The sequence below is a fragment of the Streptomyces sp. JLYT201 genome (genome assembly GCF_059448825.1).
Genome location: NZ_CM182551.1, coordinates 6,141,544 through 6,168,274 on the forward strand (window position 1 = coordinate 6,141,544; position 26,731 = coordinate 6,168,274).

At 73.0% G+C, this 26,731-nt stretch carries 26 protein-coding genes and 1 tRNA gene; 10 read left to right on the forward strand and 17 right to left on the reverse strand.

Going from position 1 to position 26,731, the window contains the following annotated elements; all coding sequences use genetic code 11:
• Positions 1 to 52: 52 nt before the first annotated feature.
• Positions 53 to 1,147 (reverse strand): hypothetical protein, encoded by a 1,095-nt coding sequence (locus AC5WAM_RS25780; RefSeq protein ID WP_495523652.1) that lies wholly within the window; start codon positions 1,145 to 1,147, stop codon positions 53 to 55.
• Entirely contained in the window at positions 1,113 to 2,237 is a 1,125-nt protein-coding gene (locus tag AC5WAM_RS25785; protein WP_495518939.1) for a phosphatase PAP2 family protein, read from the reverse strand. The genes AC5WAM_RS25780 and AC5WAM_RS25785 overlap by 35 nt, the downstream gene beginning before the upstream one ends.
• 304 nt (positions 2,238 to 2,541) lie before the next feature.
• On the opposite strand from AC5WAM_RS25785, the gene AC5WAM_RS25790 reads away from it, so the two are divergent.
• Positions 2,542 to 3,138, forward strand: a complete 597-nt coding sequence (locus AC5WAM_RS25790; protein ID WP_366792728.1) for a histidine phosphatase family protein — start codon at positions 2,542 to 2,544, stop codon at positions 3,136 to 3,138.
• A gap of 10 nt (positions 3,139 to 3,148) precedes the next feature.
• Here the strand turns inward: AC5WAM_RS25790 and AC5WAM_RS25795 are convergent, their stop codons facing one another.
• Positions 3,149 to 4,570 carry an NsdA family TPR-like regulatory protein gene (locus AC5WAM_RS25795; RefSeq protein ID WP_495518940.1) on the reverse strand — a complete coding sequence of 474 codons (1,422 nt, stop codon included), beginning with the start codon at positions 4,568 to 4,570 and terminating at the stop codon, positions 3,149 to 3,151.
• Between the two features lie 496 nt (positions 4,571 to 5,066).
• Here AC5WAM_RS25795 and AC5WAM_RS25800 point away from each other — a divergent pair, with 496 nt between their 5' ends.
• Positions 5,067 to 5,498, forward strand: coding sequence for a hypothetical protein (locus AC5WAM_RS25800; protein ID WP_495523653.1), 432 nt, complete (start codon positions 5,067 to 5,069; stop codon positions 5,496 to 5,498).
• Positions 5,499 to 5,835: 337 nt separating this feature from the next.
• Positions 5,836 to 6,699, forward strand: a complete 864-nt coding sequence (locus AC5WAM_RS25805) for a spermidine synthase (protein ID WP_495518941.1) — start codon at positions 5,836 to 5,838, stop codon at positions 6,697 to 6,699.
• Between the two features lie 32 nt (positions 6,700 to 6,731).
• Here the strand turns inward: AC5WAM_RS25805 and AC5WAM_RS25810 are convergent, their stop codons facing one another.
• A complete protein-coding gene (locus tag AC5WAM_RS25810; RefSeq protein ID WP_495518942.1) occupies positions 6,732 to 7,256 on the reverse strand; it encodes a hypothetical protein in 525 nt (174 codons plus the stop codon).
• A 131-nt stretch (positions 7,257 to 7,387) separates the two neighbouring features.
• On the opposite strand from AC5WAM_RS25810, the gene AC5WAM_RS25815 reads away from it, so the two are divergent.
• Together AC5WAM_RS25815 and AC5WAM_RS25820 are read left to right on the forward strand one after the other, a co-directional pair.
• The gene (locus tag AC5WAM_RS25815) at positions 7,388 to 8,074 is read left to right on the forward strand and encodes a response regulator transcription factor (RefSeq protein ID WP_172383965.1); all 687 of its coding nucleotides are present in this window, start codon (positions 7,388 to 7,390) and stop codon (positions 8,072 to 8,074) included.
• A gap of 34 nt (positions 8,075 to 8,108) precedes the next feature.
• A complete protein-coding gene (locus tag AC5WAM_RS25820) occupies positions 8,109 to 9,515 on the forward strand; it encodes a sensor histidine kinase (RefSeq protein ID WP_495518943.1) in 1,407 nt (468 codons plus the stop codon).
• Positions 9,516 to 9,774: 259 nt separating this feature from the next.
• On the opposite strand, the gene AC5WAM_RS25825 is transcribed toward AC5WAM_RS25820, so the two are convergent.
• From AC5WAM_RS25825 to AC5WAM_RS25840, 4 genes are read right to left on the reverse strand one after another with little or no spacing between them, the layout of a single operon-like run.
• Positions 9,775 to 11,220, reverse strand: a complete 1,446-nt coding sequence (locus tag AC5WAM_RS25825; RefSeq protein ID WP_495518944.1) for a GH1 family beta-glucosidase — start codon at positions 11,218 to 11,220, stop codon at positions 9,775 to 9,777.
• A 57-nt stretch (positions 11,221 to 11,277) separates the two neighbouring features.
• The gene (locus tag AC5WAM_RS25830; protein ID WP_495518945.1) at positions 11,278 to 12,198 is read right to left on the reverse strand and encodes a carbohydrate ABC transporter permease; all 921 of its coding nucleotides are present in this window, start codon (positions 12,196 to 12,198) and stop codon (positions 11,278 to 11,280) included.
• Positions 12,199 to 12,207: 9 nt separating this feature from the next.
• Entirely contained in the window at positions 12,208 to 13,197 is a 990-nt protein-coding gene (locus tag AC5WAM_RS25835) for a carbohydrate ABC transporter permease (RefSeq protein WP_495518946.1), read from the reverse strand.
• Between the two features lie 7 nt (positions 13,198 to 13,204).
• A complete protein-coding gene (locus AC5WAM_RS25840) occupies positions 13,205 to 14,581 on the reverse strand; it encodes an ABC transporter substrate-binding protein (protein WP_495518947.1) in 1,377 nt (458 codons plus the stop codon).
• Positions 14,582 to 14,843: 262 nt separating this feature from the next.
• Here AC5WAM_RS25840 and AC5WAM_RS25845 point away from each other — a divergent pair, with 262 nt between their 5' ends.
• The gene (locus AC5WAM_RS25845; protein WP_366792720.1) at positions 14,844 to 15,899 is read left to right on the forward strand and encodes a LacI family DNA-binding transcriptional regulator; all 1,056 of its coding nucleotides are present in this window, start codon (positions 14,844 to 14,846) and stop codon (positions 15,897 to 15,899) included.
• Between the two features lie 440 nt (positions 15,900 to 16,339).
• On the opposite strand, the gene AC5WAM_RS25850 is transcribed toward AC5WAM_RS25845, so the two are convergent.
• Both AC5WAM_RS25850 and AC5WAM_RS25855 read right to left on the reverse strand, forming a co-directional pair.
• Entirely contained in the window at positions 16,340 to 16,546 is a 207-nt protein-coding gene (locus tag AC5WAM_RS25850; protein ID WP_366792719.1) for a hypothetical protein, read from the reverse strand.
• Entirely contained in the window at positions 16,543 to 17,046 is a 504-nt protein-coding gene (locus tag AC5WAM_RS25855; RefSeq protein WP_366792718.1) for a hypothetical protein, read from the reverse strand. Before AC5WAM_RS25855 ends, AC5WAM_RS25850 begins: the two co-directional genes overlap by 4 nt.
• A 249-nt stretch (positions 17,047 to 17,295) precedes the next feature.
• Here AC5WAM_RS25855 and AC5WAM_RS25860 point away from each other — a divergent pair, with 249 nt between their 5' ends.
• Genes AC5WAM_RS25860 through AC5WAM_RS25870 form a run of 3 tightly spaced genes read left to right on the forward strand, consistent with a single transcriptional unit; the run spans position 17,296 to position 18,931 of the window.
• Positions 17,296 to 17,556: a hypothetical protein gene (locus AC5WAM_RS25860; protein ID WP_366792717.1), complete on the forward strand. Its 261-nt coding sequence runs from the start codon at positions 17,296 to 17,298 to the stop codon at positions 17,554 to 17,556.
• Complete coding sequence (locus AC5WAM_RS25865) at positions 17,528 to 18,055, forward strand: DUF6879 family protein (protein WP_495518948.1); 528 nt, start codon at positions 17,528 to 17,530, stop codon at positions 18,053 to 18,055. The genes AC5WAM_RS25860 and AC5WAM_RS25865 overlap by 29 nt, the downstream gene beginning before the upstream one ends.
• Positions 18,056 to 18,079: 24 nt before the next feature.
• Positions 18,080 to 18,931 carry a helix-turn-helix domain-containing protein gene (locus tag AC5WAM_RS25870; RefSeq protein WP_366792715.1) on the forward strand — a complete coding sequence of 284 codons (852 nt, stop codon included), beginning with the start codon at positions 18,080 to 18,082 and terminating at the stop codon, positions 18,929 to 18,931.
• Between the two features lie 280 nt (positions 18,932 to 19,211).
• Here AC5WAM_RS25870 and AC5WAM_RS25875 read toward each other — a convergent pair.
• The 4 genes from AC5WAM_RS25875 to AC5WAM_RS25890 form a co-directional block, all read right to left on the reverse strand.
• Positions 19,212 to 19,284: transfer RNA gene (locus AC5WAM_RS25875), tRNA-His, on the reverse strand.
• Between the two features lie 114 nt (positions 19,285 to 19,398).
• Positions 19,399 to 20,001, reverse strand: a complete 603-nt coding sequence (gene orn, locus AC5WAM_RS25880; protein WP_366792714.1) for an oligoribonuclease — start codon at positions 19,999 to 20,001, stop codon at positions 19,399 to 19,401.
• Between the two features lie 10 nt (positions 20,002 to 20,011).
• Positions 20,012 to 21,352 (reverse strand): helix-turn-helix domain-containing protein, encoded by a 1,341-nt coding sequence (locus AC5WAM_RS25885; protein WP_495518949.1) that lies wholly within the window; start codon positions 21,350 to 21,352, stop codon positions 20,012 to 20,014.
• A 396-nt stretch (positions 21,353 to 21,748) separates the two neighbouring features.
• Positions 21,749 to 22,060: a hypothetical protein gene (locus AC5WAM_RS25890; protein ID WP_366792754.1), complete on the reverse strand. Its 312-nt coding sequence runs from the start codon at positions 22,058 to 22,060 to the stop codon at positions 21,749 to 21,751.
• 644 nt (positions 22,061 to 22,704) lie between these two features.
• On the opposite strand from AC5WAM_RS25890, the gene AC5WAM_RS25895 reads away from it, so the two are divergent.
• Positions 22,705 to 23,229, forward strand: coding sequence for a universal stress protein (locus AC5WAM_RS25895; protein WP_030681921.1), 525 nt, complete (start codon positions 22,705 to 22,707; stop codon positions 23,227 to 23,229).
• Between the two features lie 306 nt (positions 23,230 to 23,535).
• Here the strand turns inward: AC5WAM_RS25895 and glmS are convergent, their stop codons facing one another.
• The 3 genes from glmS to AC5WAM_RS25910 form a co-directional block, all read right to left on the reverse strand.
• Positions 23,536 to 25,353, reverse strand: coding sequence for a glutamine--fructose-6-phosphate transaminase (isomerizing) (gene glmS, locus AC5WAM_RS25900; protein ID WP_366792712.1), 1,818 nt, complete (start codon positions 25,351 to 25,353; stop codon positions 23,536 to 23,538).
• A 29-nt stretch (positions 25,354 to 25,382) separates the two neighbouring features.
• The gene (locus tag AC5WAM_RS25905; RefSeq protein WP_172383958.1) at positions 25,383 to 25,640 is read right to left on the reverse strand and encodes a hypothetical protein; all 258 of its coding nucleotides are present in this window, start codon (positions 25,638 to 25,640) and stop codon (positions 25,383 to 25,385) included.
• Positions 25,641 to 25,758: 118 nt separating this feature from the next.
• Positions 25,759 to 26,661, reverse strand: a complete 903-nt coding sequence (locus AC5WAM_RS25910; protein ID WP_366792711.1) for a DUF4429 domain-containing protein — start codon at positions 26,659 to 26,661, stop codon at positions 25,759 to 25,761.
• Between the last annotated feature and the right edge of the window lie 70 nt (positions 26,662 to 26,731).

Consider the following 26,731-nt stretch of genomic DNA (forward strand, 5'->3'; position numbering starts at 1 on the left):
AGCCCCCGGATCGGGAAGGGGCGGGCCTGGGGCGCCCTGCGAGGGACCGGCATCACCCGGGCCTCCCGGCCAGCGCCTCGGCCCGCAGCGCCCCCGCGGCCCGCAGCGCCGCCACCACCGGGTCGTCCGGATCCCCGGCCTCCCCGCGCGCGGCCGCGAGGGCCTGCTCCACCGTGGTCAGCGCACCGAGCTCGCCCCGCAGCGACCGCCCGAGCGCCGTGACCTCCCCCGCGGCGCGGGAGCGCGCACGGCAGTGGAAGGCCAGCTCGCAGGCCGCGAGGCACTCCGGCGCATAGGTCGCGGGCACCGCGTCGACCGCCGCGGTCAGCTCGGCGGCGGGACGGGTGACGTCGAACGTGGTGCCCGGCGGGAGCCCCGCCGCGATGTCCTCGACGCGGGTGAGCCGGGACAGCTGGCGGCGGGTGACGGAGAGCTGCTTGCGGATGTCGACCGGGGACGCCGTCGGCAGGTTCGAGAAGTCCTTGGGGCAGACCAGGAGGACCTGGTCGCGCACCCGGGGCGCCGGGCCGTCGAGCCGGGCGGCCAGGTCCTCCAGGGCGAGGGCGTACACCGCCGCCTGCCGGGCGGCCGCGCCCACCTTCGCCGCGTCCGCCGAACCGTCGATCATCGGGAACGACTTGATCTCCACGACCGTCCACGTGCCGTCCGGGGCGACCACCACCGCGTCCGGTTCGAGGAAGGCCGGGGTGCCCGCGACGTCCAGGGCCAGCATGGGGTGGTCGAGGAGCGTCCAGGCCCCGGCGGCCGTGGCCTCGCCCAGGGCGAGCTCCGTGCGGGCCGCGCGGCCCCGCGGGCCCGCCGCCGTGAGGTCCGGCACGTGCGCCTCGCCGGGCACCGGCTCGGGGCCGCCGCCCACGCGCGCGTGCGTGAGCCGGAGCAGCTCCGCGCCGCCGTCCGCCTTGACCCGCGCCTCGAAGGCGTGGCCGCGCATGAACGCGAACTGGGACTGCCCGAACGCCGACGGCGCGCCGAGCGAGCGCGCGAGCTCCGCCTTGGGCACGCCCGCGCCGTCCAGGAGCGCCCGTCGGCGACAGCCCGGGTTCGCCGCGAGCGCGGCGAGGGCGCGGGCGTCGAGCGGCTGCGCCGGTACGTCAGGTCCGCGCAGCTCCGCCAGCCGTCGCCGCAGCGCCGTCCCCGGTGACGGCGGTGTCGGCGGTGCTGACGGGGTGGCCTGCCGGTCGTGCGCTCCTCGGGCCGCGGGAGCCGGACTCGGCACCGAGCGTGCGCTGATGGGGAATTCGCTCACCCGCGGAAGTCTGGCATCCGCCACCGACAACCGAGGCGTGTGCGCCGGAAGTGGCGTCCGCGGCCCGCCCCGAGGACGCGTCCGTGCCCTCGGCGGACGCGGTGTCCCGGCGGGTACCGGAACCGGAACCGGAGCCGAACCGGCCGGGCAGCGCCGCCGCGACCACGGGCCGCAGCCGCGCCTTGCCCCGCTCCGCGAGCCGCTGGACCGGCTTGACGAGGAGCAGACCCACGAGCATCACGGCGACGCCCGCGACCGCGTCCAGGAAGTAGTGGTTGGCGGTGCCCATCACGACGATCGTGGTCAGCAGCGGATAGGCGACCGCCGCCGTCTTCGCCACCGGGCCGCGCCCGTACCGCCACAGCATCACGCCGCACCACAGGGACCAGCCGACGTGCAGGCTCGGCATCGCCGCGTACTGGTTGGTCATCCCGCCGAGGCCGCGCGGGGCGCTGGCCTGGCCGCCCCACCAGCCCCAGTCGCTGTACTGCGCCATGGTGTCGACGAACCCGTGGCCGGAGTCGAGGAGGCGCGGCGGACAGGTCGGCATCAGCGAGAAGCCGATCAGGCCGATCAGCGTGGAGACCATCAGCCAGGTGCGGGCCGCGGCGTAGTGCACGGCCCTGCTGCGGAACAGCCAGATCAGGATCAGCGGCGTGACCAGGTAGTGCAGCGAGGCGTACCAGAAGTCGGCCGGGACGCCGAGGGAGGCGTGGGCGGTGAACAACCGGTTCAGCGGGTGTTCGAGGTTCAGGTTCACGGCCTTCTCGACCCGCAGGATGGACAGGCCGTGGTCCACGGCCGTGGTCACGTCCCCGCGCGCAAGGAGGCGGCCCGCCGAGTAGGCTCCGTAGACGAGCAGGATCAGCGGCAGCTCGGTCCACCAGCGCAGACGGAGGCCGGGGACACCCCGTGTCCGGTGCCCGGATATGCCGCCGTTGCCGGCGCCCTGTGCCTCGGTGTGCGGCATCCGGTGGGTCCCCCATCTCAGTTCGCGCTGTTCTCACTCAGTTCTCGCGGCGTACGGCCGCTGGGTCACTTTACGGCGTACGCGAAGGCCGACGAGCCATCCCCCTGGTGGTCATAGACGCAGAGATCGGCGCGCGGGTTGCTCATCGCGCGCGTGAGTGATGATGGAAGGAAACAGAAGGGCACATGAGGGAGCGGACGATCACTTGTCCGCTTTTGTCCCAGTCGATTTCTGACATATCGGTTCGCCTCACTGCTGCCCCCTGCCCCCCGCTCCTCCTCGCATCTCCCCAGGAAGGCTCCTCATGGCACCGCGCATCCTGCTGGCCCGGCACGGACAGACCCAGTGGTCGCTGTCCGGCAAGCACACCGGCAGGACCGACATCCCGCTCCTGGACGAGGGCAGGCGCGGCGCCAAGCTGCTCGGCGAGCGGCTGCACCGGGCGCCCTACGACGGCCTCCCCGGCGTCGAGGTCCGCACCAGCCCGCTGTCCCGCGCGCGGGAGACGTGCGAGCTCGCCGGGTTCGGCGACCGGGCCGCGGAGTGGGACGCCCTGATGGAGTTCGACTACGGCGCGTACGACGGCCTGACCCCGGCCGACATCCAGGCGATCCGGCCCGGCTGGTTCATCTGGCGCGACGGCGTGCCGGACGGCGAGACGCTGGCGCAGGTCTCCGCGCGCGCCGACGAGGTCGTCGACTGGGCCCGCGGCGCCGACCGGGACGTGCTGGTCTTCGCCCACGGCCACATCCTGCGCGCCATCGGCGCCCGCTGGCTCGGCAACGACATCTCCTTCGCCTCCCGCATCCGCCTCAACCCGACGTCCCTCTCGGTCCTCGGCTGGGCGTACGGGGAGCCCGCGATCGAGTCCTGGAACGAGACCGGGCACCTGGCCGGCTGAACGCGCGCGGTCACCCGCGCGCGCGGGACGCGTGGTGCTCCAGGAAGCCGCTCACTCCGGAGGCGCGCCGGTGCGGGAGCAGCACGCGCGCGGTGGTGGCGAGCATCCCCTGGATGCGGGACGACTGGACCTCGTCGAGCAGGGCGAGCACCCGCAGGCCCGCCGCCGCCGCCTCGTCCGGGCGGCCCGCGCGGGCCAGGTCGTCGGCGAGCTCGGCGGTGTACAGGGCGATGTTCCTGGTGAACTCGGGCGTCTGCGCCGCCGCCACGTCGGCCGCCCGGTGCGCGTGCCGCGCGGCGCGCTCCCAGTGGCCGAGCGCCGACCAGCACTGGGCCTCCAGGCCCGCCAGCTCCGCGGGCCCGTAGAAGGTCATCCACTCCGGGTCCTGCGGGCCGGGGCCCCGGTCGAACAGGGCGTGCGCCTGCGACAGGGCCCGCTCGCAGCCCGCGCGGTCGCCGAGGCCCGCCCAGCCGCCCGCCTCGCGCAGCGCGATCAGCGACAGGAGCCGGGGCGAGGCGACCTCCCGGGCGGCGCGCGCCGCGGCCTGTGCCGCCCGCACCGCCTCGCGCGGGCGCCCGGCGTCGCGCGCGAGGAACGCCGTGTTGCAGAAGGCGTGGGCCTCGACGGCGGGGTCCCCGGACATCCGGGCCGTCGCGAGCGCCTCCGCGTAGTGCGAGCGGGCGTCGTCGAAGCGGCCCGAGTCGTGCGCCAGCCAGCCCACAGAGATGGCCAGTTCGCCCGCGCCCGTGTACAGCCGGTCCGCCGTGGCCGGGCGTGCGGTACCCGCGTCGAGCAGGGCGTAGGCGGTGCGCAGCGGGGCGGCGGCGCGCCGGTAGAGGCCGTCGGCGCCGTGCCGGTCGTCGAGCAGCCGGATCCGGCGGACCGCCTCCTCCACCGCGTGCACCTCCGCCTCGCCCGCCGTGCGGGGGCGTGGGACCGCGCCCGCCGCGGCTCCGGCGGTGCCGCTCAGGGGCAGGGCCGTCAGGGAGGCGGCCGCCACCGTGGCGGTGCCGCCGGCCATGAATGCGCGACGCCGCACGTCGCTCTCCTCGTCGCTGTGGTTCTCTTCGGGGTGCCGGAGCCCGCCCGGGGCGGGGACGCGGCCCGGGCCGTGCGCCGTGGGCGTGTCGGAGTCGGTGCGCGCCCCCCGGCCGCGCACCGCCGCGCGCGGTGCGAAGCCGAGGTCCGTCAGCGTCCGGCCGGGGAACATGTGCAGGAACACCCGTTCGTACGCGTAGTTGGGGCAGCGGATCTCGCCCGCCTCGACGCGGCCGACGTACCGCGCGTCGCAGCTGACCCGCTCGCCGATCTCACGTGCGGCCCGCCGCACCAGGGCCGCGAACTCGCCCGGCGAGCGCTGCCCGCGCAGCCGCCGGAAGGCGAGGTTCGGCCGCGGCGGCGGGGTGGACGAGGCCGTGGTAGACGACACCATGCCGGATCCTCTCGTGGGGACCGAGGCCCTCTCGTGGGGGACCGTGCCGACGAACCGCTGGAGTCCCGCGCCGCGCGTCCCGCCCCCGCGCTGCCCCGTGGCCCGGCCGTGTCCCGGCGGAGCAAGAAAGTACCCTCTGTGCCTCCGCGATGACGTGGAGTTTGGCTACAAACCGGATATCTCACCCGTGATCTGCCATGAACTGCCATCCTTTGCGGCGGCGTGGCGCCGTAGCCGTTGACGCGGTGGCGCGTTGAACCAGTGCGGAGAGGGAGCGAAGCGGCTTCCGCCCTGGCGAGGAGGGGTTCCCTTGTTGGAGGTCGGCATGGAGAACAGCGAATCTGGGGGCTCACTGACCACGGCTCGGCACCGGCCGAGCCAGGACCGCAGCGCCGGACCCGGCGGCGGCGAGGCGCGCGGCCCGGCCCACCCCGGGCCCCGCGGCCACGAGCCGTACGCACGGCACGCCCCGCACACCGCACACACGGCCCACACCCTGTACGACCCCCACGCCCCGTACGCCCCCTATGGCGTCGGCCCCGCCCCGTACGGCGTCGACCCGGGTCACGAGCACTGCGACCTCGTCACCGTGCCCGCGCGCCAGGGCCTCGAAGCCGTCGACATCCTGCGCCGGGGCGCCGGGGACGAGGCCGTGGGGCCCGTCCTGCACGACGGCGGCTGCGACACCCTCGGCTTCCTGGTGCCGCCCGGCACGGCCGCCGCGTGGGACCTGCCGGGCAGCGCCTGTACGCAGACCTTCGCCGGGCCCGGCACCGGCGTCCAGGACCCGACGCCCCCGCCCCCGGTCGCCGGCACGGGCTGGCTGGTGCCGCCCCGCCCGACGGACCCGGTCACCGACCCCGCGGCCCTCCGCGCCGCCCTCGGCGAGGCCCAACGCATCATCGAGGCGGCGGACAACTGCCGCTGAGCCCTGCGTTGAGCCCTGCCGGGGTGGCCGGCCGTTGATCGGCCTTCGGCCTCGTCCTCAAACGCCGGACGGGCTGAATGGTGCCGCTGCGCGCCGCACCTCGCCTGCGGCCCGGGACTGGTCCGCGGTCCGCGGACGAGATGCGGCCCGCACCGGAGACTTTCAGCCCGTCGAGGGGGTACCCCCTGCTCCTTAAGAGCTTGGGGGAGTTTGAGGACGAGGCGCGGAGCGCCGATGAGGGCCGGGGCCCGGGGGCGGCCAGCCCCCGGTTCGGGGAGGGGCGGGCCCGGGGCGCACCGCGCGAGCGGCACCCCCCGGCCCCGGCGATAATGGCCGGATGGCGAGGAACAGGCGGAGCCGCGACGCGGCGCGGGAAGCGGTGGTCGAGGAGGTCGACGGCGGCCTCGCCGAACTGCTGCCCGACCGCGACCGCCCCCGCGCCTGGACCCTCGTCATCGACGGCGCGCCCCAGTCCCACGTCGACCTCGACGACCCCGCCCACCTCGACTTCGAGTACCAGCGCAGGCTCGGCCACATCGCCGACCTCGCCGCCCCGCCCGGCGCCCCCCTGCACGTGCTGCACCTCGGCGGCGGCGCCCTCACCCTCGCCCGCTACGTCGCCGCGACCCGCCCCCGCTCCACCCAGCAGGTCGTCGAGCGCGACACCGCCCTCGTGAGCCTGGTGCGCCGCGTGCTGCCGCTCGACCCGCAGGCCCGCGTGCGCGTGCGCGGCGCCGACGCCCGCGAGGGCCTCGCCAAGGTGCCCGACGGCTGGGCGGACCTGGTGATCGCCGACGTGTTCAGCGGCGCCCGCACCCCCGCGCACCTCACGTCCGTGGAGTTCCTCGGGGGCGTGCGCCGCGTCCTGAAGCCCGAAGGGCACTACGCCGCCAACCTCGCCGACGGCCCGCCGCTCGGCTATCTGCGCGGCCAACTCGCCACCGCCGCCGCCGTCTTCCCCGAGCTCGCGCTCGTCGCCGACCCCGCCGTGCTGCGCGGCAAGCGCTTCGGCAACGCCGTGCTCCTCGCCTCCGCGCGCCCCCTGCCCATCGCCGAACTCACCCGGCGCAGCGCGAGCGACCCGCACCCCGCGCGCGTCGAACACGGGCGCGCCCTCGTCGACTTCGGCGGCGGGGCGGCCGCCGTCACCGACGCCAGCGCGGTGGCCTCGCCCGCGCCGCCGCCCTCCGTGTTCCGCTGAGCCGTGGGGCCGCTGAGCCGTGGGGCCGCGGCTCAGTACGTGGTGACGTCGACCCGCGGCGCGTGGTCGTGCCAGGTGCAGAACACCGAGACGCGGTCCGCGCCCGACGTGAACTCCACCCGGATCCACGCCGGGGCCTTCCACACCCGCATCGACCAGCCCGTCGCGGGCGACGCGGAGACCAGTGCGGCGGTGTCCCCGCCGAGGTCGAACACGACCCGGCCGCCGTCGGTGGGGTAGGTCCTCACCCGGCCGGTCGCGGGCCCGGTGGGAGGGGACGTCCGGGGAGCCGGGGCGCGCGACGCGGGCGGCTCGTGCGACGGCTCGGGGGCGGCCGGGGGCCGCGCGGGCCCCGACGACCGTGCGCCGGGCTCCGGTTCGGGCCGGTGCGTCGACGACGACACGGCGCGCTCCGGATGCTCCGCCGCGAGCGGCAGGGCGCGCGGCGGATCGTAGGCCGTGCCCGCCATCACGGTGTGCACGCCCCACCACGACAGCGTGACCGCCACACCCGTGGCGAGCGACCACGCGCCGGCGTGCAGGAGACCTCTGCGCATAGCGCGCCATGGTGCCCCACCACCACCCCGGTGGCCACATCTCCCGTCCCCCGTAAGGGACATGACGCCCATGTCCGGGCCAAAAGTCCCACGGGGCACCGGCGCCGTCCGCATGGCGTACGGTGCCGCCCATGGCTCGTGTGCTCGTCGTCGAGGACGACCAGTTCGTCCGCTCGGCCCTCATCCGGCATCTGTCCGACGCCTCCCACACCGTACGGAGCGTCGGCACCGCCCTGGAGGCGCTGCGCGAGGTCGCCCACTTCCGGTTCGACGTGGTGATCCTCGACCTCGGCCTGCCCGACCTCGACGGCGCCGAGGCGCTCAAGATGCTGCGCGGCGTCACCGACGTACCCGTGATCGTGGCGACCGCGCGCGACGACGAGGCGGAGATCGTCCGGCTCCTCAACGACGGCGCCGACGACTATCTGACCAAGCCCTTCTCCGTCGAGCACCTCTCCGCGCGCATGACCGCCGTGCTGCGCCGCGCCCGCGGCTCGGGGGCGTCACCGGCGAGCCGGGTGCTGCGCGTCGGCGGCCTCGCCATCGACCCGCTGCGCCGCCGGGCCCAGCTGGACGGCGCGCCGCTCGACCTGACCCGGCGCGAGTTCGACCTGCTCACGTTTCTCGCCGGGCGGCCCGGCGTCGTCGTGGCGCGCAGGGAGCTCCTCGCCGAGGTGTGGCAGCAGAGCTACGGCGACGACCAGACCATCGACGTCCATCTCTCCTGGCTGCGCCGGAAGCTGGGCGAGACCGCCGCGCGCCCCCGCTATCTGCACACCCTGCGGGGCGTCGGGGTGAAACTGGAACCGCCGCTGTGACGGCGGCGGGCGGCGCCACCGGGGAGCCCGCGCCATGAGGTGGGCCCTGGTGAAGGTGTGCCTGGCCGTCACGACGATGGTCGCGGCCGCCTTCGCCGTCCCGCTGGGCCTCGTCATCCAGGAGATGGCCCGCGACCGCGCCTTCTCCGCCGCCGAACGGCACGCCGCCGGCATGGGCCCCACACTGTCCATCACCACCGACCGCGCCGAGCTGACCCGGGCCGTCGCCACCTCCGAGGCGGGCGGCGAGGGGCGCATGGCCGTCCACGTCCCCGCCGTCGGCGCGCACCCCGCGCTGGCCATCGGCGACCGCCGCGCCCACGCCCACGACGTCGCCGCGACGCGCGCGCAGGGCCGGGCCAGGACCGTCACCGTGCCCGGCGGCTACGCGCTGCTCCAGCCCTTCGCCATCGGCTCCGGAGGGATCGCCGTGGTCGAGATCCACGTGCCGGAGAGCGAGGTCGGCAAGGGCGTGACCACGGCCTGGCTGGTGCTCGCGGGCGTCGGGGTCGGGCTCGTCATCGGCTCGGTGGCCGTCGCGGACCGGCTCGGCGTCCGCATGGTCCGGCCCGCGAGACGCCTGGTCGGCGCCGCCCGCGACCTGGGCGAGGGCAGGCTCACCGCGCGCGTGCCGGAGGAGGGGCCCACCGAACTGCGCCTGGCCGCCGTGGCGTTCAACTCGATGGCCGACCAGGTCGTCCAGCTCCTCGCAGGCGAGCGGGAGCTGGCCGCCGACCTGTCGCACCGCCTGCGCACCCCGCTGACCGTGCTGCGGCTCAACGCCGCCTCCCTCGGCGACGGGCCCGCCGCCGAGCAGACCCGGATCGCCGTGGAGAAGCTGGAGCGCGAGGTCGACACGATCATCCGCACCGCCCGCGAAGCCAAGCCGCGCACGGGCGCCGGCGGGAGCGGCGCGGGCTGCGACGCCGCCGAGGTGATCCGCGAGCGCATGGAGTTCTGGTCGGCGCTCGCCGAGGACGAGGGGCGCGAGGCGCGCGTCGCGGGCGTGGAGCGGCCCGTGTGGATACCGGTGGCGCGGGCCGATCTGGTCGCCGCGCTCGACGCGCTGCTCGGCAACGTCTTCCGGCACACCCGGGAGGGCGCGGCGTTCGCCGTGGACGTGCACAGCGGCGAGGACGCGGTGATCGTGCTCGTCTCCGACGCGGGCGACGGCATCACCGACCCCCAGGCCGCCCTCGCCCGGGGCGGCTCCGGCGGCTCCGGGGGCACGGGCGGGCCGAGCGGCAGCCAGGGCCCGGGCGGCGCGATCGGGTCGACGGGGCTCGGCCTCGACATCGCGCGCCGCCTGGCCGAGTCGACCGGCGGCGACGTACGGATCGGCCGCTCGGTCCTCGGTGGCGCGGAGGTGCGGCTCTGGCTCCAGCGGGCGGCCGTCCGGCAAGGGGCGAGGCGGCGTCGACGCCGGGCCCCGGCGCGCTGAGGCTCCGCCGTCGTCGGTCGGCTGCGGGCCGTCTGTTGCTGGTCGCGCCCACGCGGCGGAGCCGCATATGGGCACGGCCCCGCGCCCCTAGGGGGCGATGCCGTGCGGGCCAAGTCCGGGCTTAACCATTCCCGATGCCTTCCTTAAGTCCGGCATAAGGGCCGCTTCGGCGCCTCGGAGCAGGGCTAACGTGCAGTGCGGATCCCCCCACGGGAACGCGTGCCCCGGCCACCCCCCTCCGGCCGGGGCACGCATCCGTTCACCCCTCGGCCACGGCCTGCGGCAGCTCACCGCTCGCCGCGACCTTCGCGTACCAGCGGGCGCTCGACTTGGGCGTGCGCCGCTGCGTCTCGTAGTCGACGTACACCGCGCCGAAGCGCTTGCTGTAGCCGTACGCCCACTCGAAGTTGTCCATGAGCGACCACAGGAAGTAGCCCCGGACGTCGGCGCCCTCCCGGATCGCGGCGTGCACGGCGGACAGGTGTCCGTGCAGATAGCGCACCCGGTCGGGGTCGTGGACGGCCCCGCCCTCGGGCTTGTCGTCGTAGGCGGCGCCGTTCTCCGTCACGTAGAGCGGAACCCCGGGGGCCTGGGCGGTGTAGTCGAGGAGCAGGTCCTTCAGCCCCGTGGGGTCCACCGGCCAGTCCATGGCGGTGAGTTCGCCGGGGGCGCGGTGGAAGGAGACCAGGGAGTCCGCGCCCGGCCAGGGGGAGTGGTCGCTGCCCCCGTGCCCGTCGTGGCGCGGGGCACCGGAGGGGGAGGCGGCCGACACGACAGCGGGGGAGTAGTAGTTGATGCCGAGGAAGTCCAGCGGCTGCCGCGTGACGGCCAGGTCCCCGTCGCGCACGAAGGCCCAGTCCGTGACCCGCGCGGTGTCCGCGAGCAGGTCGTCGTCGTACGCGCCGCGCAGCATCGGCCCGGTGAAGACCCGGTTGGCGAGCGCGTCGATCCGGCGCCGCGCGTCCAGATCGGCGGGCGAGGAGGTGAGCGGGCGCACCGCGCTCGGATTGAGGCTCACCCCGATCCGGGCGCGGGCGGGCAGGGCCGCGCGCAGCGCCCGGACGCCGAGGCCGTGCGCGAGGTTGAGGTGGTGGGCCGCGCGCAGAGCGGCCGCGGGGTCGGTGCGCCCGGGGGCGTGCACCCCCGAGCCGTAGCCCAGGAAGGCGCTGCACCAGGGCTCGTTGAGGGTCGTCCACAGCTCCACGCGGTCGCCGAGCGCCCCGGCGACGACCCCGGCGTACTCCGCGAAGCGCTCGGCGGTGTCCCGCTCCGGCCAGCCGCCGCCCGCCGGGCCCCCGCCGGGCAGGGCCGATTCCAGCTCCTGGGGCAGGTCCCAGTGGTAGAGCGTGACCATCGGCGTGATGCCGTGCGCGAGCAGCTCGTCGACCAGCGCGCGGTAGAAGTCGAGGCCGCGCCGCACGGCGGGCCCGCGCCCGGTGGGCTGCACCCGGGGCCAGGACACCGAGAAGCGGTAGGCCTTGAGCCCGAGGTCCGCCAGGAGCCGCACGTCCTCGCGCCACCGGTGGTAGTGGTCGCAGGCGACGTCCCCGGTGTCGCCGCCGAGCACCTTGCCCGGCGTGTGGCTGAAGGTGTCCCAGATCGACGGGGTCCTGCCGTCCTCCCGCGCGGCCCCTTCGATCTGGTACGCGGCGGTCGCGGCACCCCACAGGAAGCCGGGGGGAAACCGCAGGTTCGCATCGGGCATGGAAGCGCTCCCAGGATTCGTACGGATGGAGGAGTGGCGGGACGGCAGGGCGCGGGCTCACCCCTTGACGGCGCCCTGCATGATCCCGCCCACGATCTGCTTGCCGAACAGGACGAAGGCGAGGAGCAGCGGCAGCGTGCCGAGCAGCGCGCCCGCCATGATCACGGACTGGTCGGGGATCTGCCCCCGGCCGAGCCCGGCGAGGGCGACCTGCACGGTGGGCTCGCCGCCCTGGGTGAGCGCGATGATCGGCCAGAAGAAGTCGTTCCACGCCATGACGAAGGTCAGCATGGACAGGACGGCCATCGCGGGCCGCGCCGCGGGGAAGACCACGTGCCAGATCAGGCGCAGGCTGCTCGCCCCGTCCACCCGCGCCGCCTCGATCAGCTCGGTGGGCAGCGCCTCGATGAGGTACTGCCGCATGAAGAACACCCCGAAGGCGCTGACCAGCGTCGGCAGGATCACCGACTGCAGCTGATCGGTCCACCCGAACTCGGCGATCATCATGAACAGCGGTACGACACTGAGCTGCGGCGGCACCAGCATCGTGCCGATCACCAGAAGCAGCAGCAGACCCCGGAAGCGGAACCGCAGCTTGGCGAAGGCGAAGCCCGCGAGGGTGGAGAAGAGCACCGTGCCGATGGTGATCGTGCCCGCCACCACCAGCGTGTTCAGCAGGGCGGTGCCCATGTTGGCGTCGGTCCAGGCGATCTTGAGGTTCTTGAAGAGATTCCCGCCGAACCAGAACGGCGGCGGTGTCTGGGCGAGCCGCGTATTGGTCCGGGACGCGGCGATCGCCGTCCACACCAGCGGGAAGAGCGACCCGATGGTGAAGAGCACCAGGACGGCGTACGTCAGCTTCCCGCCGTGCAGCTGCCGTCCGGCGCCGCGCTTACCCGGGCCGCGCCCGCGCCGCATCGGACCTGTCCCGGACCCGCCGGTGCGCGGTGCGCGGCGCGTCTGCGTCACGTCGGTCATGTCATCCCCTCACGCGCTCTTGCGGATCCACCGGCCGACCGCCCAGTTGAGCAGGCCGATCAGCACGAGGATGAGGAACATGGTCCAGGCGATCGCCGAGGCCCGCCCGAGGTGCTGGTTGAACCAGCCCTGCTCGTACAGATACAGACCGAGCGTCTGGAACTGGTGGTCCGAGCCACCCGTGGGGCTCGCCCCCTGACTGAAAAGGAGCGGCTCACCGAACAGCTGCGTCGCCCCGATCGTCGACACCACGCAGGTGAACAGGATCGTGGGCCGCAGCGACGGCACCGTCACGTGCAGGAACTGCTGCCGGCGGCTCGCCCCGTCGAGCGCCGCCGACTCGTACAGATCGTGCGGAATCGCCTGCATCGCGGCGAGGTAGATCAGCGCGTTGTAGCCGGTCCACCGCCAGATCACGATGGCGGACACCGCGAGCTGCGCCGTCCAGTCGCCGTTCTGCCAGTCCACGGCGTCGATCCCGACGAGCCCGAGCCCCCAGTTGATCAGCCCGTGGTCCGTCCTGCTGAACATGAGCACGAACACGAGCGTCGCCGCGGCCACGGACGTGGCGTAGGGGGTGAGGATCGCGACCCGGAAGAACATGGAGCCGCGCAGCCGGTAGTTGAGCAGATGGGCGAGCCCGAGCGCCATCAGGAGCTGCGGCACGGTGGAGAGGAGACCGATGGTGAAGGTGTTGCGCAGCGCGTTCCAGAAGAAGTCGTCGTCGAGCAGCCGCGAGAAGTTGCGCAGGCCCACCCACTCCATGTCGGTGGGCGCGCCGAGCTCCACCCGGTGCAGCGAGGCCCACCCCGTATAGAGGAGCGGAAAGAGCCCGAAGGCGACGAAGAAGAGGAAGAACGGCGCGATGAGGGCGTAGGGGCTGAACCGCACGTCCCAGCGGTAGAGGCGGCTGCGCCGCGCCCGGCGGCGCGCGTCCCGGGCCGTGTCCGCCGCGGGGGCGGCGGACACGGCCGTCCGGGAGTCACTCGGAAGGTCCATCACCGCGTCACTGGTCCAGCGCGTTGTCGATGGTCTTCACGGCCCTGCCCCAGGCCTTGTCGGGGGAGGTGCCTTTCTGGTCGACGCCGAGCATCCCGGTGTCCGCCAGGTACTGGGAGATGATCCCGTCCTTGGGGCCGATGGGCTGGACGGGCACGCCCTCGGCGGCCCGGGAGAAGATCCGGCCCACGGGCGCGTCGCCGAAGTAGGGGTTCTTGGCGTCCTTCACCGCGGGCAGGTCGTAGGCCGCGCTGGCGCTCGGGAAGCTGGCCCGCTCGTCGAACAGCTTGGCCTGCTGCTTCGGCGCGGTCAGCCAGGCCGCGAGCTTCGCCGCCTCCTCCTTGTGCTCGCCCGCCTCGGGCACGGTGAGGAAGGAGCCGCCCCAGTTGCCGGGCTTCGGCGCGGCGGCGACGTCCCACTGGTCCTTCGCGTCGGCGCCCGCCTTGTCCTTGATGTAGCCGAGCATCCAGGGCGGGCAGGTCACCGTGGCGAAGGAGCCATTGGCGAAGGCCTGGTCCCAACTGGGTTGGAACTGCTGGAGCTTCGCGGTGAGCCCGGCCTCGGCGAACCGCGCCGCGAGGTCCCAGCCCTCCTTGACCGCGGGGCTGTCCTTGTAGACGAGCTTGCCGTCGGCGTCGTAGAACTTCTGCGTGCCGGAGGCGTGCACGGCGGCCATCACGCCCGTCGCGCCGTCCACGAAGGCGGTGCCCTCGGGCGCCTTCGCCTTGAAGCGCTCGCCCGCCCGGAGGTACTTGTCCCAGTCCCCGGCCCACAGCCTGCCGACGGCCTCCCGGTCCGTGGGCAGGCCGGCCTTCTTGAACAGGTCCTTGCGGTAGCAGATGCCGGTCGGGCCGATGTCGGTGCCGAGCGCGACGGTCCTGCCGTCCTCGGTGGTGCCCTGCTTCCACTTCCAGCCGAGGTAGGCGCCCTTGTCGACGCCGGGGGCCTTGCCGAGGTCCACCAGCTCGTCCGCGTGGCTGCCGGTCAGCTCGGCGACGTTGCCGACCTCCACGGCCTGGATGTCGGACAGGCCGCTGCCGCTGCTCAGATGGGTGAGCAGCGCGGGCCAGTAGTTCTCGTTGCGCTGGACGGAGTTCTGCTTGATGTCGATGTCCGGGTGGAGCCGCTCGTACTCCGCGTAAAGCCCGGCCTCCTGGAGGCCGAAGGCGCCGAACACGCCGATGGTCAGGGTCGTCTTCCCCTTGCCGCCTCCGCCCCCGCCGCCGGAGGAACCGCCGGTGCCCGGGTCGTCGGAGTCCGCCGCGCAGCCGGTGAGCGCTCCGCCGGCGAGCGCGGCGACGGCCGCGAGCACCAGGGCCGTACGGGGCGTTCGAGTCCTGTAGCGAGTCCGGTCATGCGTCCTGCGGCTTCTGCTGTGGCGCATGGTGTCCTCCTAGTGCTCCGCCGCGCCGCCTGTCGGCCAACTGCCCTGTGGGAGTGACGAGTTGGAGAGGGGCGGCTCGGCCGGAGCGTGCGGATCGTGAAAGAGCCGAGTAGGGTGGGAGCGCTCCCATATTTGATGCCTTGAAGGGTTACGGCTCGTTGCGGGGGTGTCAAGGCACCGGACGGCGGGAGTTGCGGGCCGTCGGCGCCGTCGCTGGTGGCCGGGGCCCGGCTGTTAGATTTCGCGTCGTGGGGAGGCACTGATGGGGAGTCGTCAGCCCAAGGGGCGCAGCGGGGGGCGGCCCACGCTGGAAGAGGTGGCCGCGCGGGCGGGTGTCGGCCGGGGGACGGTGTCCCGGGTGATCAACGGCTCGCCCCGGGTGAGTGCGCACACCCGCGCCGCCGTGGAGGAGGCCGTCGCCGAGCTGGGCTATGTGCCGAACACGGCGGCCCGGGCGCTCGCCGCGAACCGTACGGACTCGATCGCCGTGGTCGTGCCCGAGCCCGAGTCGCGGTTCTTCGCCGAGCCCTACTTCTCGGACATCATCCACGGCGTGGGGGCCGCGCTCGCGGACACCGATCTGCAGCTCCTGCTGACCTTCGCGGGCGGCGACCGGGAGCGCCGCCGCCTCGCGCAGTATCTGTCGGCGCACCGGGTGGACGGCGTCCTGCTTGTGTCGGTGCACGCGGACGACCCGCTGCCGGATCTGCTGCAGCAGCTGGGGATACCGGCGGTGATCAGCGGCCGCCGCCGCGCGGACGAGCCGCTGGCCTCGGTGGACTCCGACAACTTCGCGGGGGCCCGCGCCGCCGTCACCCATTTGGTGGCCCGGGGCCGCCGCCGGATAGCCACGATCACGGGCCGCCTCGATGTGTACGGGGCCCAGCGGCGTCTCGACGGCTACCGCGACGCCCTGGCGGAGGCCGGGCACGAGCCGGACGAGGCCCTGACGGCGCTCGCCGACTTCACCGAGGAGGGCGGTCGGCGGGCGATGGCGGAGCTGCTGGCGCGCAGGCCGGACCTGGACGCGGTCTTCGCGGCGTCGGACGTGATGGCGGCGGGCGCGCGTCAGGTCCTGCGCCGGGCGGGCCGCCGCATACCGGACGACGTGGCTCTGGTCGGCTTCGACGACTCGGCGATCGCCCGCCACATGGATCCGCCCCTGACGAGTGTGCGCCAGCCCATAGTGGAGATGGGCCGCACGATGACGGACGTCCTGCTCACCGAGATCGCCGAGCCCCGCCCGCCGGCGGCCCGCCGCCTCGCCCGCCCCCGGATCGTCCTGCCGACGGAGCTGATCGCCCGCGCGTCGTCCTGAGGCGGGGGCCGGGGCAGTCGCGTGCGTGGAGGTAGCCGAACATCGGCCAGGGTTCTTCTCGCCAGAAGTGCGGGCGCAGGGGCTGGCCGGGGGTGATGGGGGCCTGGCAGGCGGCGCAGCGTATCGCCGGGTGGCCTGCCTGTTCCCGTACGGCCAGGTGGTTCGTGCCGAGGGCCTGGCCTGGTTCGCACGGGCCGTACGGGCACCGGCGGCACCGGACCTCGTGGTCGTACCAGGCGAGGTAGGTCGTCAGGGAGTTCGTCCTGACCTCGCAGCAGTCCAGGCAGCCGTGCGGCCGGAAGGGGCCGGGGCTGCCGAGGTCGATCCCCTCTCCGGGATGGAACTCGTACTCGCACCAGACGCAGGCGCTACCGGACAGCTGCGCCGCGTCGAGTGTGTCGAGCTGGGGGAGGGCGGCGAGCAGTACCACCGGCTTGGGCTCAGGCATCCTGGCCTCCTGCGGCCGGGCCCGCGGGCGCGGTGGCCGTGCGGCTGCCTTCGATCCAGGCGGCGTGCAGCCGCGCACCTTCGGGGCAGTCGGTGAGGATGCCGAAGTGCCGGCGGGGGCAGGTGTTCAGGTGCTCGCGGTAGGCCTCGTACGGGCCCCTGGGTTCCTGGCGGGTCTCGTGGTCGTCGGGGCCGGTCATGGTCGGCCCACCGTTCGCAGCGGGTCGGCCGTGGCGAGCAGCGTGCGCAGGACGGCGGTGTCGCACAGGTTCCCGGGATGCTCCGGCGGCACCACCCAGGTCATGAGGTACGCGATGTGCCCCACACGCGGCACCCCGAGGAAGGTGCCCGTGCTCAGGCGTTCCTCCGGCCCTTCCCACTCCGCGCCTGGCGTCACCAGGAAGTAGTACGCGCCCGCAGGGCTGCGCAGGTCCCGGATCACCGGGCCGCCCAGCCAGTCCCGCAGGGCCGCGGCCACCGTGGCGGGCTCCTCGCTGGCGACCGCGGCGTGGATCCGCTGCGCGGGTACGCGTACGGCGTCGAAGCGTCGCCCGAGCGGGATCATCGCGACGTAGGCGTCCGACCACTCCCGCCGGGCCCGGCCCGGCAAGGGATGGGCCCGGGCCAGCCAGTCGGCGATCAACCGGTTCTCCGCCTGCGAGGGCACCTGTGCTCGGGCGCTGCTTCTCGGCGCTGGCACGGGGACCGTACTCTCGCCCATCTCGACTCCTTGCTGGTCGGCCACGCCCCGGGGCCGGTCACACGGTCGCCGGGATCTTTGCTGTGTCTTTCAACGCTAGGAGCGCGCCGGAGCCGACTGCCAGGCCTGTGCAGATCTGTGCAGGCATCTGCCCACAGCACCTCTGAGTCCTACCCGCACCCTTGACCTGGAGCCCACCTGACCGCAACCGTGACGCAGAGAAATGCACACGCTGCTGACGGAGGAGCCGTGCCGTTACTGTTCATCGGGATCGACCCCGACACCAAAACCGCCGACAGCCCCACCGTGTGGGTCGACCAGGAGAAGCGGGAACTCGTCTTCCAGGGGTGGGAGCCGACCCCCGAACTCCAGGCTGAATGCGCCGCCTTCGAGGTGTCCGGCCACTCCGTCGGCATCCCGGACGATGAAGCCGTGGTCCGAATTCCTGCGAGGATGATCGACATGATCAGGGAGGCGTGCGATGTCCTTCAGCGAGCCGACGATCACTGAGCTGATGGACGGCTGCACACGGACTGCGGTGCACCTGGAGATGCGGGACCAGTACGGTGTCGCTGCCGAAGCCGACGACTTCCGTACCTGGCTGGAGACCGGCAAGCTCGACACCGACCCCTCCTCGGAGGACTGGGCGCCCTGGGTCGACCTCGTCACTCGGGCCGTCGCCCGAGGAGTCGCTGTGCGACGCGCCCGCATCGTGTCCGAACCCGTATCCGACTACATCCGGTACGAGCACGCTTCCACCATGGTCAACACGCACGCAGGTGAGGAAGTGCGCTGGCTGCCCCGCCGCCGGACCTCGTCCCTCTGCCTGCCCGGCAACGACTTCTGGCTCTTCGACGACCGTATCGTCCGCTGGGGCTACTTCTCGGGCGACGGTGCGCTGGTCGGACACGAGATCTCGGAGGACCCCGCTGTCGCCAAGCTGTGCGGGGACGCCTTCGCGGCGGTGTGGGAACGAGCCATACCGCACGACGACTACCGAATCGACTGACCAGGAAGCACCCGCAGCCAGCCCATGTCCGTCTCCCCTTCCTCGTCGGCCCAGGCCGCGCGCGAAACTGTCGCCCGGCAGCTCCGCACCCTCCGCAAGGAGGCCGGGATGACGCTCGTACAACTGGCTGCCGCGTGCGACTGGCACCACTCCAAGACGTCCCGGATCGAGAACGCCCTCACCGGGCCATCAGCGAACGACATCCGCCGCTGGTGCGTTGCCACCGGCCGTAGCGATCAGGCCCAAGACCTGATCGTCCAGTCCATCAACGCCGAGACGCTGTACCAACAGTGGCGCGACCAGGTCCGATCCGGGCTCCGGCACATCCAGGAGAGCCGGGTCCAGTTCTTCCGCGGCACCGAGCTGTTCCGCGTGTACTCCTCCGGCCTCGTCCCCGGCCTGCTCCAGACCGAGGGGTACGCGACTGCAGTGCTCCGTATCGCTGCGGACTCCAACGACCTTGCTGTGGACGACAGCGTGGAAGCCGCGCGCGCACGCATCGAGCGCTCCCGCCTCATCCACGAGCCGGGGCATCGCTTCGTGGCGGTGATCGAAGAGTCCGTCCTGCGCTACCGGATCGCTGGAGCAGAAGCCATGGCCGCCCAGCTCGGCTACCTGCTCACTGCGGGGGCCTTGCCCGCCGTCTCCCTCGGCATCATCCCCACGGGCAGCGAGCGGACGCACTGGCCGGAGGAGACGTTCCACATCTACGACGACAAGCTGGTGGCCATGGAACTCGTGTCGGCCGAGGTACGTGTCACCCAGCCCTCCGAGGTCAACCAATACGTGAAGACGTTCGAACGCCTGCGGAGCATGGCCGTCTACGGTGCTGAGGCCCGCGGCCTCATCCTTCGCGCGATCGCAGCGCTGCACTGAACGGGTACGACGAAGGCGCCCGCCGTCCGAAGACGGAGGGGGCCGCGCGTCAGCGGATGAACAGGACGATCAGGCCGGTCGCTGCACCGGCCACCCCGTCAGCGCGCCGACGGCGCCGAGCGGGGCCACCAGGGCTGGCGACGGCGGCGTGGAGGGGACGGGGTGATCTCGCCGAGGGGCGGGTCGCGGAAACCACGGTCGGGTTGCCGTGGTGTTCCCGGGCCCCGGGGGAACGACAAGGGCCCGGCCTGCTTTCGCAGGTCGGGCCCTTGATCATCAGGGTGAGTGACGGGACTTGAACCCGCGGCCACCTGGACCACAACCAGGTGCTCTACCAACTGAGCTACACCCACCATGAGCCGATCTTTTGTCTTTCTTCTGACCGGCCGAGAAAAAGTGTACAGGGTCCGAAGGGGTGCTCGCGCACCCCTTCTTCCGACCCCGTCCACCAGGCCCTTCCGGGCCGCCTAGCGTGCGGGCAGGACGTGCTTCGCCGCGATCGACTTCGCCGTGTCCGAGTCGGGGCCCGGCTGCGGGACGAAGATCGCCTCGCGGTAGTAGCGCAGCTCGGCGATGGATTCGCGGATGTCGGCGAGGGCCCGGTGGTTGCCGTTCTTGTCCGGGCTGTTGAAGTACGCCCGCGGGTACCAGCGCCGGGCGAGCTCCTTGATCGAGGAGACGTCGACGATCCGGTAGTGCAGGAAGTTCTCCAGGGTGGGCATGTCCCGCAGCAGGAAGCCGCGGTCCGTGCCGACCGAGTTGCCGCACAGCGGGGCCTTGCGGGGTTCCTTCACGTGCTCGCGGATGTAGTCGAGGACCTGCTCCTCGGCGGCGGCCAGCGTGGTGCCGCCGGACAGCTCGTCGAGGAGTCCCGAAGTGGTGTGCATCTGCCGCACCACCTCGGGCATGGTCTCCAGGGCTCCGTCCGGCGGGCGGATCACGATGTCCACACCTTCGCCGAGCACGTTCAGTTCCGAGTCGGTGACCAGGGCGGCCACCTCGATAAGTGCGTCATCCGTCAGCGAGAGCCCGGTCATCTCGCAGTCGATCCACACCATGCGATCGTTCATGCGCCCAACCCTACGGCGCGCTCCTCTGGCCGGGGAGCGGCGTGCGTCCCTGCGCGTACGCATCGGCGGTCTGCTTGCCCGCGTCCATGGCCAGGGACGCCGAGGCCCCGAAGGCGCTCGCCGCCGCCGTGCGCCGGGTCTGGGCCGGTACCGGACCCGGGGGCATGCCCGGATTCGGGCCCGGCACGGAACCGTGCCCGCCCTGGCCGCCCGGCCCTCCCGGACCGCCGGACCCGCCCATCCCGTCCGCCGCCGGGACCACGGCGGGCGCGCTGGGCATGGCCATCGGGCCGCCGGTCGCCCCGGCGGCACCGTCCAGACCGCGCTCGTTCTGCGGCCTGCGCGCCCGGTACGCGGCGCGGTAGGCGGCGGGCGAGGAACCGAGCTGGCGCCGGAAGTGGCCGCGCAGCGCGACGGGCGAGCGGAAGCCGCAGCGCCCGGCGACCTCGTCCACGGAGTAGTCCGAGGTCTCCAGGAGCCGCTGCGCCTGGAGCACCCGCTGGGTGATCAGCCACTGCAGGGGAGCGCTTCCCGTCAGTGAGCGGAAGCGCCGGTCGAAGGTGCGGCGGCTCATATAGGCGCGTGCGGCGAGCGTCTCCACGTCGAACTGCTCGTGGAGGTGTTCGAGCGCCCAGGCGACGACCTCGGCCAGCGGGTCGGCGCCGATCTCCTCCGGGAGCGACCTGTCCAGGTAGCGCTCCTGGCCGCCCGCGCGGCGCGGCGGCACGACGAGCCTGCGGGCGAGCGCGCCCGCCGCCTCGTTGCCGTGGTCCGTGCGCACGATGTGCAGACAGAGATCGATTCCGGCCGCGGTTCCGGCCGACGTCAGGACGTCCCCGTCGTCGACGAACAGCTCGCGCGGGTCGACGTGGACGGACGGATATCGTTTGGCGAGCGTCGGCGCGTACATCCAGTGCGTCGTCGCCGGGCGGCCGTCCAGTAAACCGGCCGCCGCGAGGACGAACGCGCCGGTGCACAGACCGACGATGCGGGCCCCTTCTTCGTGTGCCCGGCGCAGCGCGTCGAGTGCCTCCAGCGGCGGCGGCGACGTGATCGACCGCCAGGCCGGGACGACGACGGTGCCGGCGCGCGCGATGGCCTCCAGGCCGTGCGGCGCGGTGAGTTCGAGCCCGCCGGTGGTGCGCAGCGGCCCCTCCTCGCCGGCGCATACGAGCAGCCGGTACCGGGGCACTCCCGCGTCCTGCCGGTCAATGCCGAACACGGAGAGTGGTATGGAACTCTCGAAGATGGGACCACCGCTGAAGAGCAGCACCGCGACGATTTCCCGACGGCGCCGCCCGGAGAGTTTGCGCGCCGCAGCTTCCTGCACGGCAGTGGAGTCGTGGCTCATGGCGCTAAGCCCCCCTCGGTCGTCGCGGCTCCCTGTTCTTGACGTGCTTGCTGGACCTGTCGCTCCTGCACGTTTCCCCTCGGTCCTCCACCAGTCCCCCGCCGTACTACAGTCAAGATCGAATCTACTGCGTCGTGTGACGCTGCCGTGACCAGTTCAGCACTCGGCGCATTGTCGACATGGCAACTTGGCGTGAAGCATTCGATCACGAAGCGTCGCACTCACGGGCCGTGCAGGGAAGTGCGCCTCGTCTCAGTGGCCGGTCAACGTAGGGTGCGGATGCCTTCTACGCTCCTTTCACCCCTGGTGGGACGTGGGTTGACCCCCCGTTCGGCCAGGGAATGCGGACCAGCCGGAAGTTGGCTGAAAACGTATGGGGGAGTGCGCCGGAATCGGTCAGTCCACCGGCGCGTTCGGCCCCGCGTGCCGTCCGCCCCGGCGCGCCCCCGGAGCCGCTCCCGCCCGGCGCCCGGCCGGGGCGGGACGCCGCTCGACGCGGGCCCGCTCGGCCCCCCGCTCGGACTGCCTCAACAGCACCCGGCACACCCCCGTGACGGCCGCGAGCCCGAGGGCCGATCCGGCGGCCCCGGCCAGCGAGGTCCCGTACCCGACGAGCACGACCGGGACGAGGACGCAGGAGAACGCGGCCCAGCGCACCACGTCGCTCGCCGACTCCTGCGGGACCGTCCCCGGGGTCTCGGCGCCCAGAGGCCCGGTGGTCCCGGGGCCCCGGCGCTCGTGCGCCCCCTCGGGAGCGCGGCGGCGGGTGGTCGGTGCGGCGACTGGGGCGGCGGTGATCGGTCCTGGCACGGCGTACTCCCTGTGGCGGTGGTTTCGCACGTGGTGTCTGTTCCTGGGGATGTCTCCGAAAGAGTGGTTTCAAGGGTTCAACGCGTGGCCATGCGGCCGGTCACTGGCCGGAAGGGGCCAGTGCGTGCGAACCGGGCGCAAACCGCCTGTACGGGGCAGCTGCCATTGCCATCCGGGCCCCGCTCATGCATGCTCCGGTGAACGCCGCGAGGCCGTGCGGAGGCCGCACCGAGGCCCCGGGCGGGCGGCGGCAGCCGCCGTCGCGGCCCGGGAGACCCCCGGCCGGGACCTGGGCAGGAGAGGAGTGTCGCCGTACCCTTGGGGGTAAGGGGTTGGGAAGATGATTCCCGGACACGCGTCCGGTGACGGCCCGTGTCCGCCGAAGGTCGCAGGGCCCGACCCGCACAGCTCCGCGCTCGACCCGCTCCCCGTACTCCACCCGGGAATCCGCGCACGACCCGATCCACGGCCCCGCACCACGGGCGCCGCAGCACCTGGACAGAGCCGACCCTCCCACAGAGGACTCCTTCGCCGAGACACCGATGGCCGGTCACGAATTCTCCGAACCCGCGGACCGCAAGCGGCAGGTCGCCGATCCGACGACGACCCCCCAAGCGGCGGAAGAACCACGTCACTCCTGCGATCCGGCCTTCCGGCACGGCGTCGTCGTCGGCTTCGACGGCTCGACGTCCAGCGAGCGGGCCCTCGCCTACGCGATCGGCATGGCGCACCGCTCCGGCTCCGGCCTGATCATCGTCCACGTCGCCAACCGGCTGCCCACCACCGTCTGGGCGGGCTGTGAGCCACCGGTCTTCGTCGACGTCCCCGACCACCGCACCGAGGTCCTCGGTCTGGAACTGGCCTGCGCGGACTATCTGTCGGAAGTGCCCTGGATCCTCGTCGAGCGCGGTGGCGACATCTGCCACGAGCTCGAAGAGGTCGGCCGGGAGTACTCCGCGGACGCCATCGTCGTCGGCTCGACGCACGGCATCGTGGGGCGCATCTTCGGCTCCGTCGCGGGCCGTCTCGCGCGCCGTGCGCAACGGCCCGTCGTCGTCATTCCGTAACGCCCCTCCGTCCCAGGTGGGATGAGGGTGTCGCGGCGTCAACTTCCGTGTCGCGGCGCATAAATCTACTCGTGCGTAGAGGTGGTTCGTGCCCTTGTGAAGGGTACATACCGGTCGCCGGGGCGCCGCAGCACAGCGACTTCCCACCGCGGCCTCCCGCGGACCCCCGGCGTCCTGCCGGCCGGGGGGTGACGGCCACCGGCTGAGGCAGGCACGGGCCGGGGTAATGGGCGACCCCGGTTCCTGAAGGAGTGGCCCCCCGTGTGCTTGGTGGCACGCGCGGGGGGCCACTCACTCGTGCGGGGCCTACTCGACGGTGACGGACTTCGCCAGGTTGCGCGGCTTGTCGATGTCCCGGCCGAGCGCCAGGGCCGTGTGGTAGGCGAGGAGCTGGAGCGGGATGCCCATGAGGATCGGGTCCAGCTCGTCCTCGTTCTTCGGGACGACGATGGTGTGGTCGGCCTTCTCCTGCTCCTGGTGGGCGACCGCGAGGATCTTGCCGCTGCGGGCCTTGATCTCCTCCAGGGCGGCCCGGTTCTTCTCCAGGAGGTCGTCGTCGGGCACGATCGCGACCGTCGGCAGGGCGGGCTCGATCAGGGCGAGCGGGCCGTGCTTCAGCTCGGACGCGGGGTAGGCCTCGGCGTGGATGTAGGAGACCTCCTTGAGCTTGAGGGAGGCCTCGCGGGCCACCGGGTAGCCGCGCACCCGGCCGATGAACAGCATCGACTTGGCCTCGGCGAACTCCTGCGCCAGCTTCTGGATCTCGTCCTCGCGCGCCAGCATCTGCTCGATCTGCGCGGGCAGCTGCCGCAGGCCCGCGATGATCCGCTTGCCGTCGGCGACCGACAGGTCCCGGATGCGGCCCAGGTGCAGGGCGAGCAGCGCGAAGGCGACGGTGGTGTTGGTGAAGCACTTGGTGGAGACGACGCAGACCTCGGGGCCCGCGTGCACGTACACGCCCGCGTCCGCCTCGCGGGCGATCGCGGAGCCGACCACGTTGACGATGCCGAAGACGCGGGCGCCCTTGCGCTTGAGCTCCTGCACGGCCGCGAGCACGTCGTACGTCTCACCGGACTGGGAGACGGCCACGTACAGGGTGTCGGGGTCGACGACCGCGTTGCGGTAGCGGAACTCGGAGGCGGGCTCGGCGTCGGCGGGGATGCGGGCCAGCTCCTCGATCATCTGGGCGCCGATCATGCCCGCGTGGTACGAGGTGCCGCAGCCGAGGATCTTCACGCGCCGGACCTTGCGGGCGTCGTGGGCGTCCAGGTTCAGGCCGCCGAGGTGCACGGTGGAGAAGCGGTCGTCGATGCGGCCGCGCAGGACGCGGTCCACGGCGTCGGCCTGCTCGAAGATCTCCTTGTGCATGTACGTGTCGTGGCCGCCCATGTCGTACGACTCGGCCTCCCACTCCACGGTGGTCGGCGAGGCCTGGGTGCTGGAGCCCTCGGTGGTGTACGTGCGGTAGTCGTCGGCCTTGAGGGTGGCCATCTCGCCGTCGTCGAGGGTGACGACCTGGCGGGTGTGGGAGACGAGCGCGGCGACGTCCGAGGCGACGAACATCTCCTTCTCGCCGATGCCGAGGACGACGGGCGAGCCGTTGCGGGCGACCACGATGCGGTCGTTGAAGTCGGCGTGCATGACGGCGATGCCGTACGTGCCCTCGATGTGGCGCAGGGCCTCGCGGACCCGCTCCTCCAGGGTCTCGGCCTGCGAGCGCGCGATGAGGTGGGTGATCACCTCGGTGTCGGTCTCGGAGCGGAACTCCACGCCGTCGGCGAGCAGCTTGGCGCGCAGCTCGGTGGCGTTGTCGATGATGCCGTTGTGGACGACGGCGACCTTGTTCTCGGTGTCGAGATGGGGGTGGGCGTTCTCGTCGGAGGGGGCGCCGTGGGTGGCCCAGCGGGTGTGGGCGATGCCGGTGGTGCCGGTGAAGCGCTTGGGGACACGGGCCTCCAGATCGCGCACGCGGCCCTTGGCCTTGACCATCTTCAGGCCGGTGGCCTTGGGGCCGGTGATGACGACGCCCGCGGAGTCGTAGCCGCGGTACTCCAGGCGCTGGAGGCCCTCCAGGAGGAGCGGGGCGACGTCACGCTTGCCGATATATCCGACGATTCCGCACATAAGGGTCCCTTGGGTGTGGTGGGGATGGTCTAGCCGTAGACGATGCGGCGCAGCTGCCTGAGCGAGAGCTCGGGCGGGGCCACGGCGCGGTAGCGCAGGTCCGCCGCGATCCGCTCGAAGATCTCCGCGTTCACCAGGCCCTGACCCTGGAGTTCGCGGTGGCGGCGGCGGACGTACGCCTCGGTCGTCTCGTCGAAGTACGCGAGCACGTCCTGGATCACCCGGAGCGCTTCGCCGCGCTGGAGCTGGGTGGAGCGCGTCAGGTGATCGACAAGGTCTTCGTGCACCCGACGATCCTGGATTACGCAGGGTCCTTGTGCAAGAATCCTGCCCGGAATCGGGCAGGATTCGCTCGATTGCTGGCGGATTCGGGGTGCGCCGCTGCTTCGCCGGGTGTCCCCGGGGTCACATCCGCTTCAGGACCGCCTGCTTGGCCGCCGTGAACTCCTCGTCCGTGAGGATCCCGCTCCGGTGCAGCTCGCCCAGCTCGCGCAGCCGCCGCAGCAGCGCGTCGTGATCGTCCTCGGCCGGGGGCGCGGGCGCGAGGGCGGGCGCGGTGGCCGGCGCGAGCTGCTCCGGGGCCGCGGCGGGGGCCGGGGCCGCGGGGCGTGCCGGGTGCGGCAGCCGGGCCTGGACGGCCGCCGCGACGAGGGCCATCAGCGGGTCCTTCTTGAAGCCCCACAGCTCCACCGAGTTCGGGTCGTACTTCGGCGGGGCCTTCGTGGGCGCGTTCCGCACGGTGAAGCGGAGGTAGCCGTTCTCCAGGCCTATCGCGGGCTGCCACTCGACGGCGGCGACATCGGCGAGCGCGATCGTACGGGTGCCCGCGGCGGCCTTGGCCTCCTCCGTCTTCCAGTTCCACTCGAGGCGGACCTGCTCCCCGTCGAAGCTCACGGTGGCGTCGCCCGCGGAGACCTGGAGCGGCACCGACGGCCCCGACAGCAGATAGGCGTCACAGCCCGCGGCCGGTACCTGTTCGAGCAGCAGGGCGTTGCGCAGCTCGTCGACCACGTACTCGGCGACGCCGTACCGGTCGGGCTCCACCGCGAGCTGGTACGGGTCGGAGGAGTCGGCGAGCTTGCCCGCGGTCGCCTGGAGCAGCGGGTCGGCGCCGTCGCGCAGGCGCAGCCGCAGCCGCCCGCTCTTCTTGCCCTGTTCGAAGGCGACGCCCGCCAAGGCCTGTAGGGGCAGGGTGAGTTCGCCCAGGGTCTTGCGCAGCAGCGAAACGCCCTTGTCGCGCCCCGGCACGAGCCGCAGCGTCACTCCGTCGAAGGTCCAGGTCCCGTCCCGCTGGATGATTTCCGCCATGGGGGGATTCTCGCACCGCGACCCTGGTCAGGTGGTCTACACCTTGACCCGACCTGGGGTGCGCGGTACG

Excerpts from the sequence above, each read along its gene's own strand:
- AC5WAM_RS25845 (WP_366792720.1), top strand. The coding sequence starts at position 14,844 with ATGGGGAGTCGTCAGCCCAAGGGGCGCAGCGGGGGGCGGCCCACGCTG.
- AC5WAM_RS25885 (WP_495518949.1), bottom strand. The coding sequence starts at position 21,352 with ATGAGCCACGACTCCACTGCCGTGCAGGAAGCTGCGGCGCGCAAACTC.
- AC5WAM_RS25835 (WP_495518946.1), bottom strand. The coding sequence starts at position 13,197 with ATGGACCTTCCGAGTGACTCCCGGACGGCCGTGTCCGCCGCCCCCGCG.
- AC5WAM_RS25850 (WP_366792719.1), bottom strand. The coding sequence starts at position 16,546 with ATGACCGGCCCCGACGACCACGAGACCCGCCAGGAACCCAGGGGCCCG.
- AC5WAM_RS25910 (WP_366792711.1), bottom strand. The coding sequence starts at position 26,661 with ATGGCGGAAATCATCCAGCGGGACGGGACCTGGACCTTCGACGGAGTG.
- AC5WAM_RS25790 (WP_366792728.1), top strand. The coding sequence starts at position 2,542 with ATGGCACCGCGCATCCTGCTGGCCCGGCACGGACAGACCCAGTGGTCG.
- AC5WAM_RS25830 (WP_495518945.1), bottom strand. The coding sequence starts at position 12,198 with ATGACCGACGTGACGCAGACGCGCCGCGCACCGCGCACCGGCGGGTCC.
- AC5WAM_RS25870 (WP_366792715.1), top strand. The coding sequence starts at position 18,080 with ATGTCCGTCTCCCCTTCCTCGTCGGCCCAGGCCGCGCGCGAAACTGTC.
- glmS (WP_366792712.1), bottom strand. The coding sequence starts at position 25,353 with ATGTGCGGAATCGTCGGATATATCGGCAAGCGTGACGTCGCCCCGCTC.
- AC5WAM_RS25810 (WP_495518942.1), bottom strand. The coding sequence starts at position 7,256 with ATGCGCAGAGGTCTCCTGCACGCCGGCGCGTGGTCGCTCGCCACGGGT.
- AC5WAM_RS25895 (WP_030681921.1), top strand. The coding sequence starts at position 22,705 with ATGGCCGGTCACGAATTCTCCGAACCCGCGGACCGCAAGCGGCAGGTC.
- AC5WAM_RS25840 (WP_495518947.1), bottom strand. The coding sequence starts at position 14,581 with ATGCGCCACAGCAGAAGCCGCAGGACGCATGACCGGACTCGCTACAGG.
- AC5WAM_RS25820 (WP_495518943.1), top strand. The coding sequence starts at position 8,109 with ATGAGGTGGGCCCTGGTGAAGGTGTGCCTGGCCGTCACGACGATGGTC.
- AC5WAM_RS25865 (WP_495518948.1), top strand. The coding sequence starts at position 17,528 with ATGTCCTTCAGCGAGCCGACGATCACTGAGCTGATGGACGGCTGCACA.
- AC5WAM_RS25795 (WP_495518940.1), bottom strand. The coding sequence starts at position 4,570 with ATGGTGTCGTCTACCACGGCCTCGTCCACCCCGCCGCCGCGGCCGAAC.
- AC5WAM_RS25825 (WP_495518944.1), bottom strand. The coding sequence starts at position 11,220 with ATGCCCGATGCGAACCTGCGGTTTCCCCCCGGCTTCCTGTGGGGTGCC.
- AC5WAM_RS25815 (WP_172383965.1), top strand. The coding sequence starts at position 7,388 with ATGGCTCGTGTGCTCGTCGTCGAGGACGACCAGTTCGTCCGCTCGGCC.
- orn (WP_366792714.1), bottom strand. The coding sequence starts at position 20,001 with ATGAACGATCGCATGGTGTGGATCGACTGCGAGATGACCGGGCTCTCG.
- AC5WAM_RS25785 (WP_495518939.1), bottom strand. The coding sequence starts at position 2,237 with ATGCCGCACACCGAGGCACAGGGCGCCGGCAACGGCGGCATATCCGGG.
- AC5WAM_RS25805 (WP_495518941.1), top strand. The coding sequence starts at position 5,836 with ATGGCGAGGAACAGGCGGAGCCGCGACGCGGCGCGGGAAGCGGTGGTC.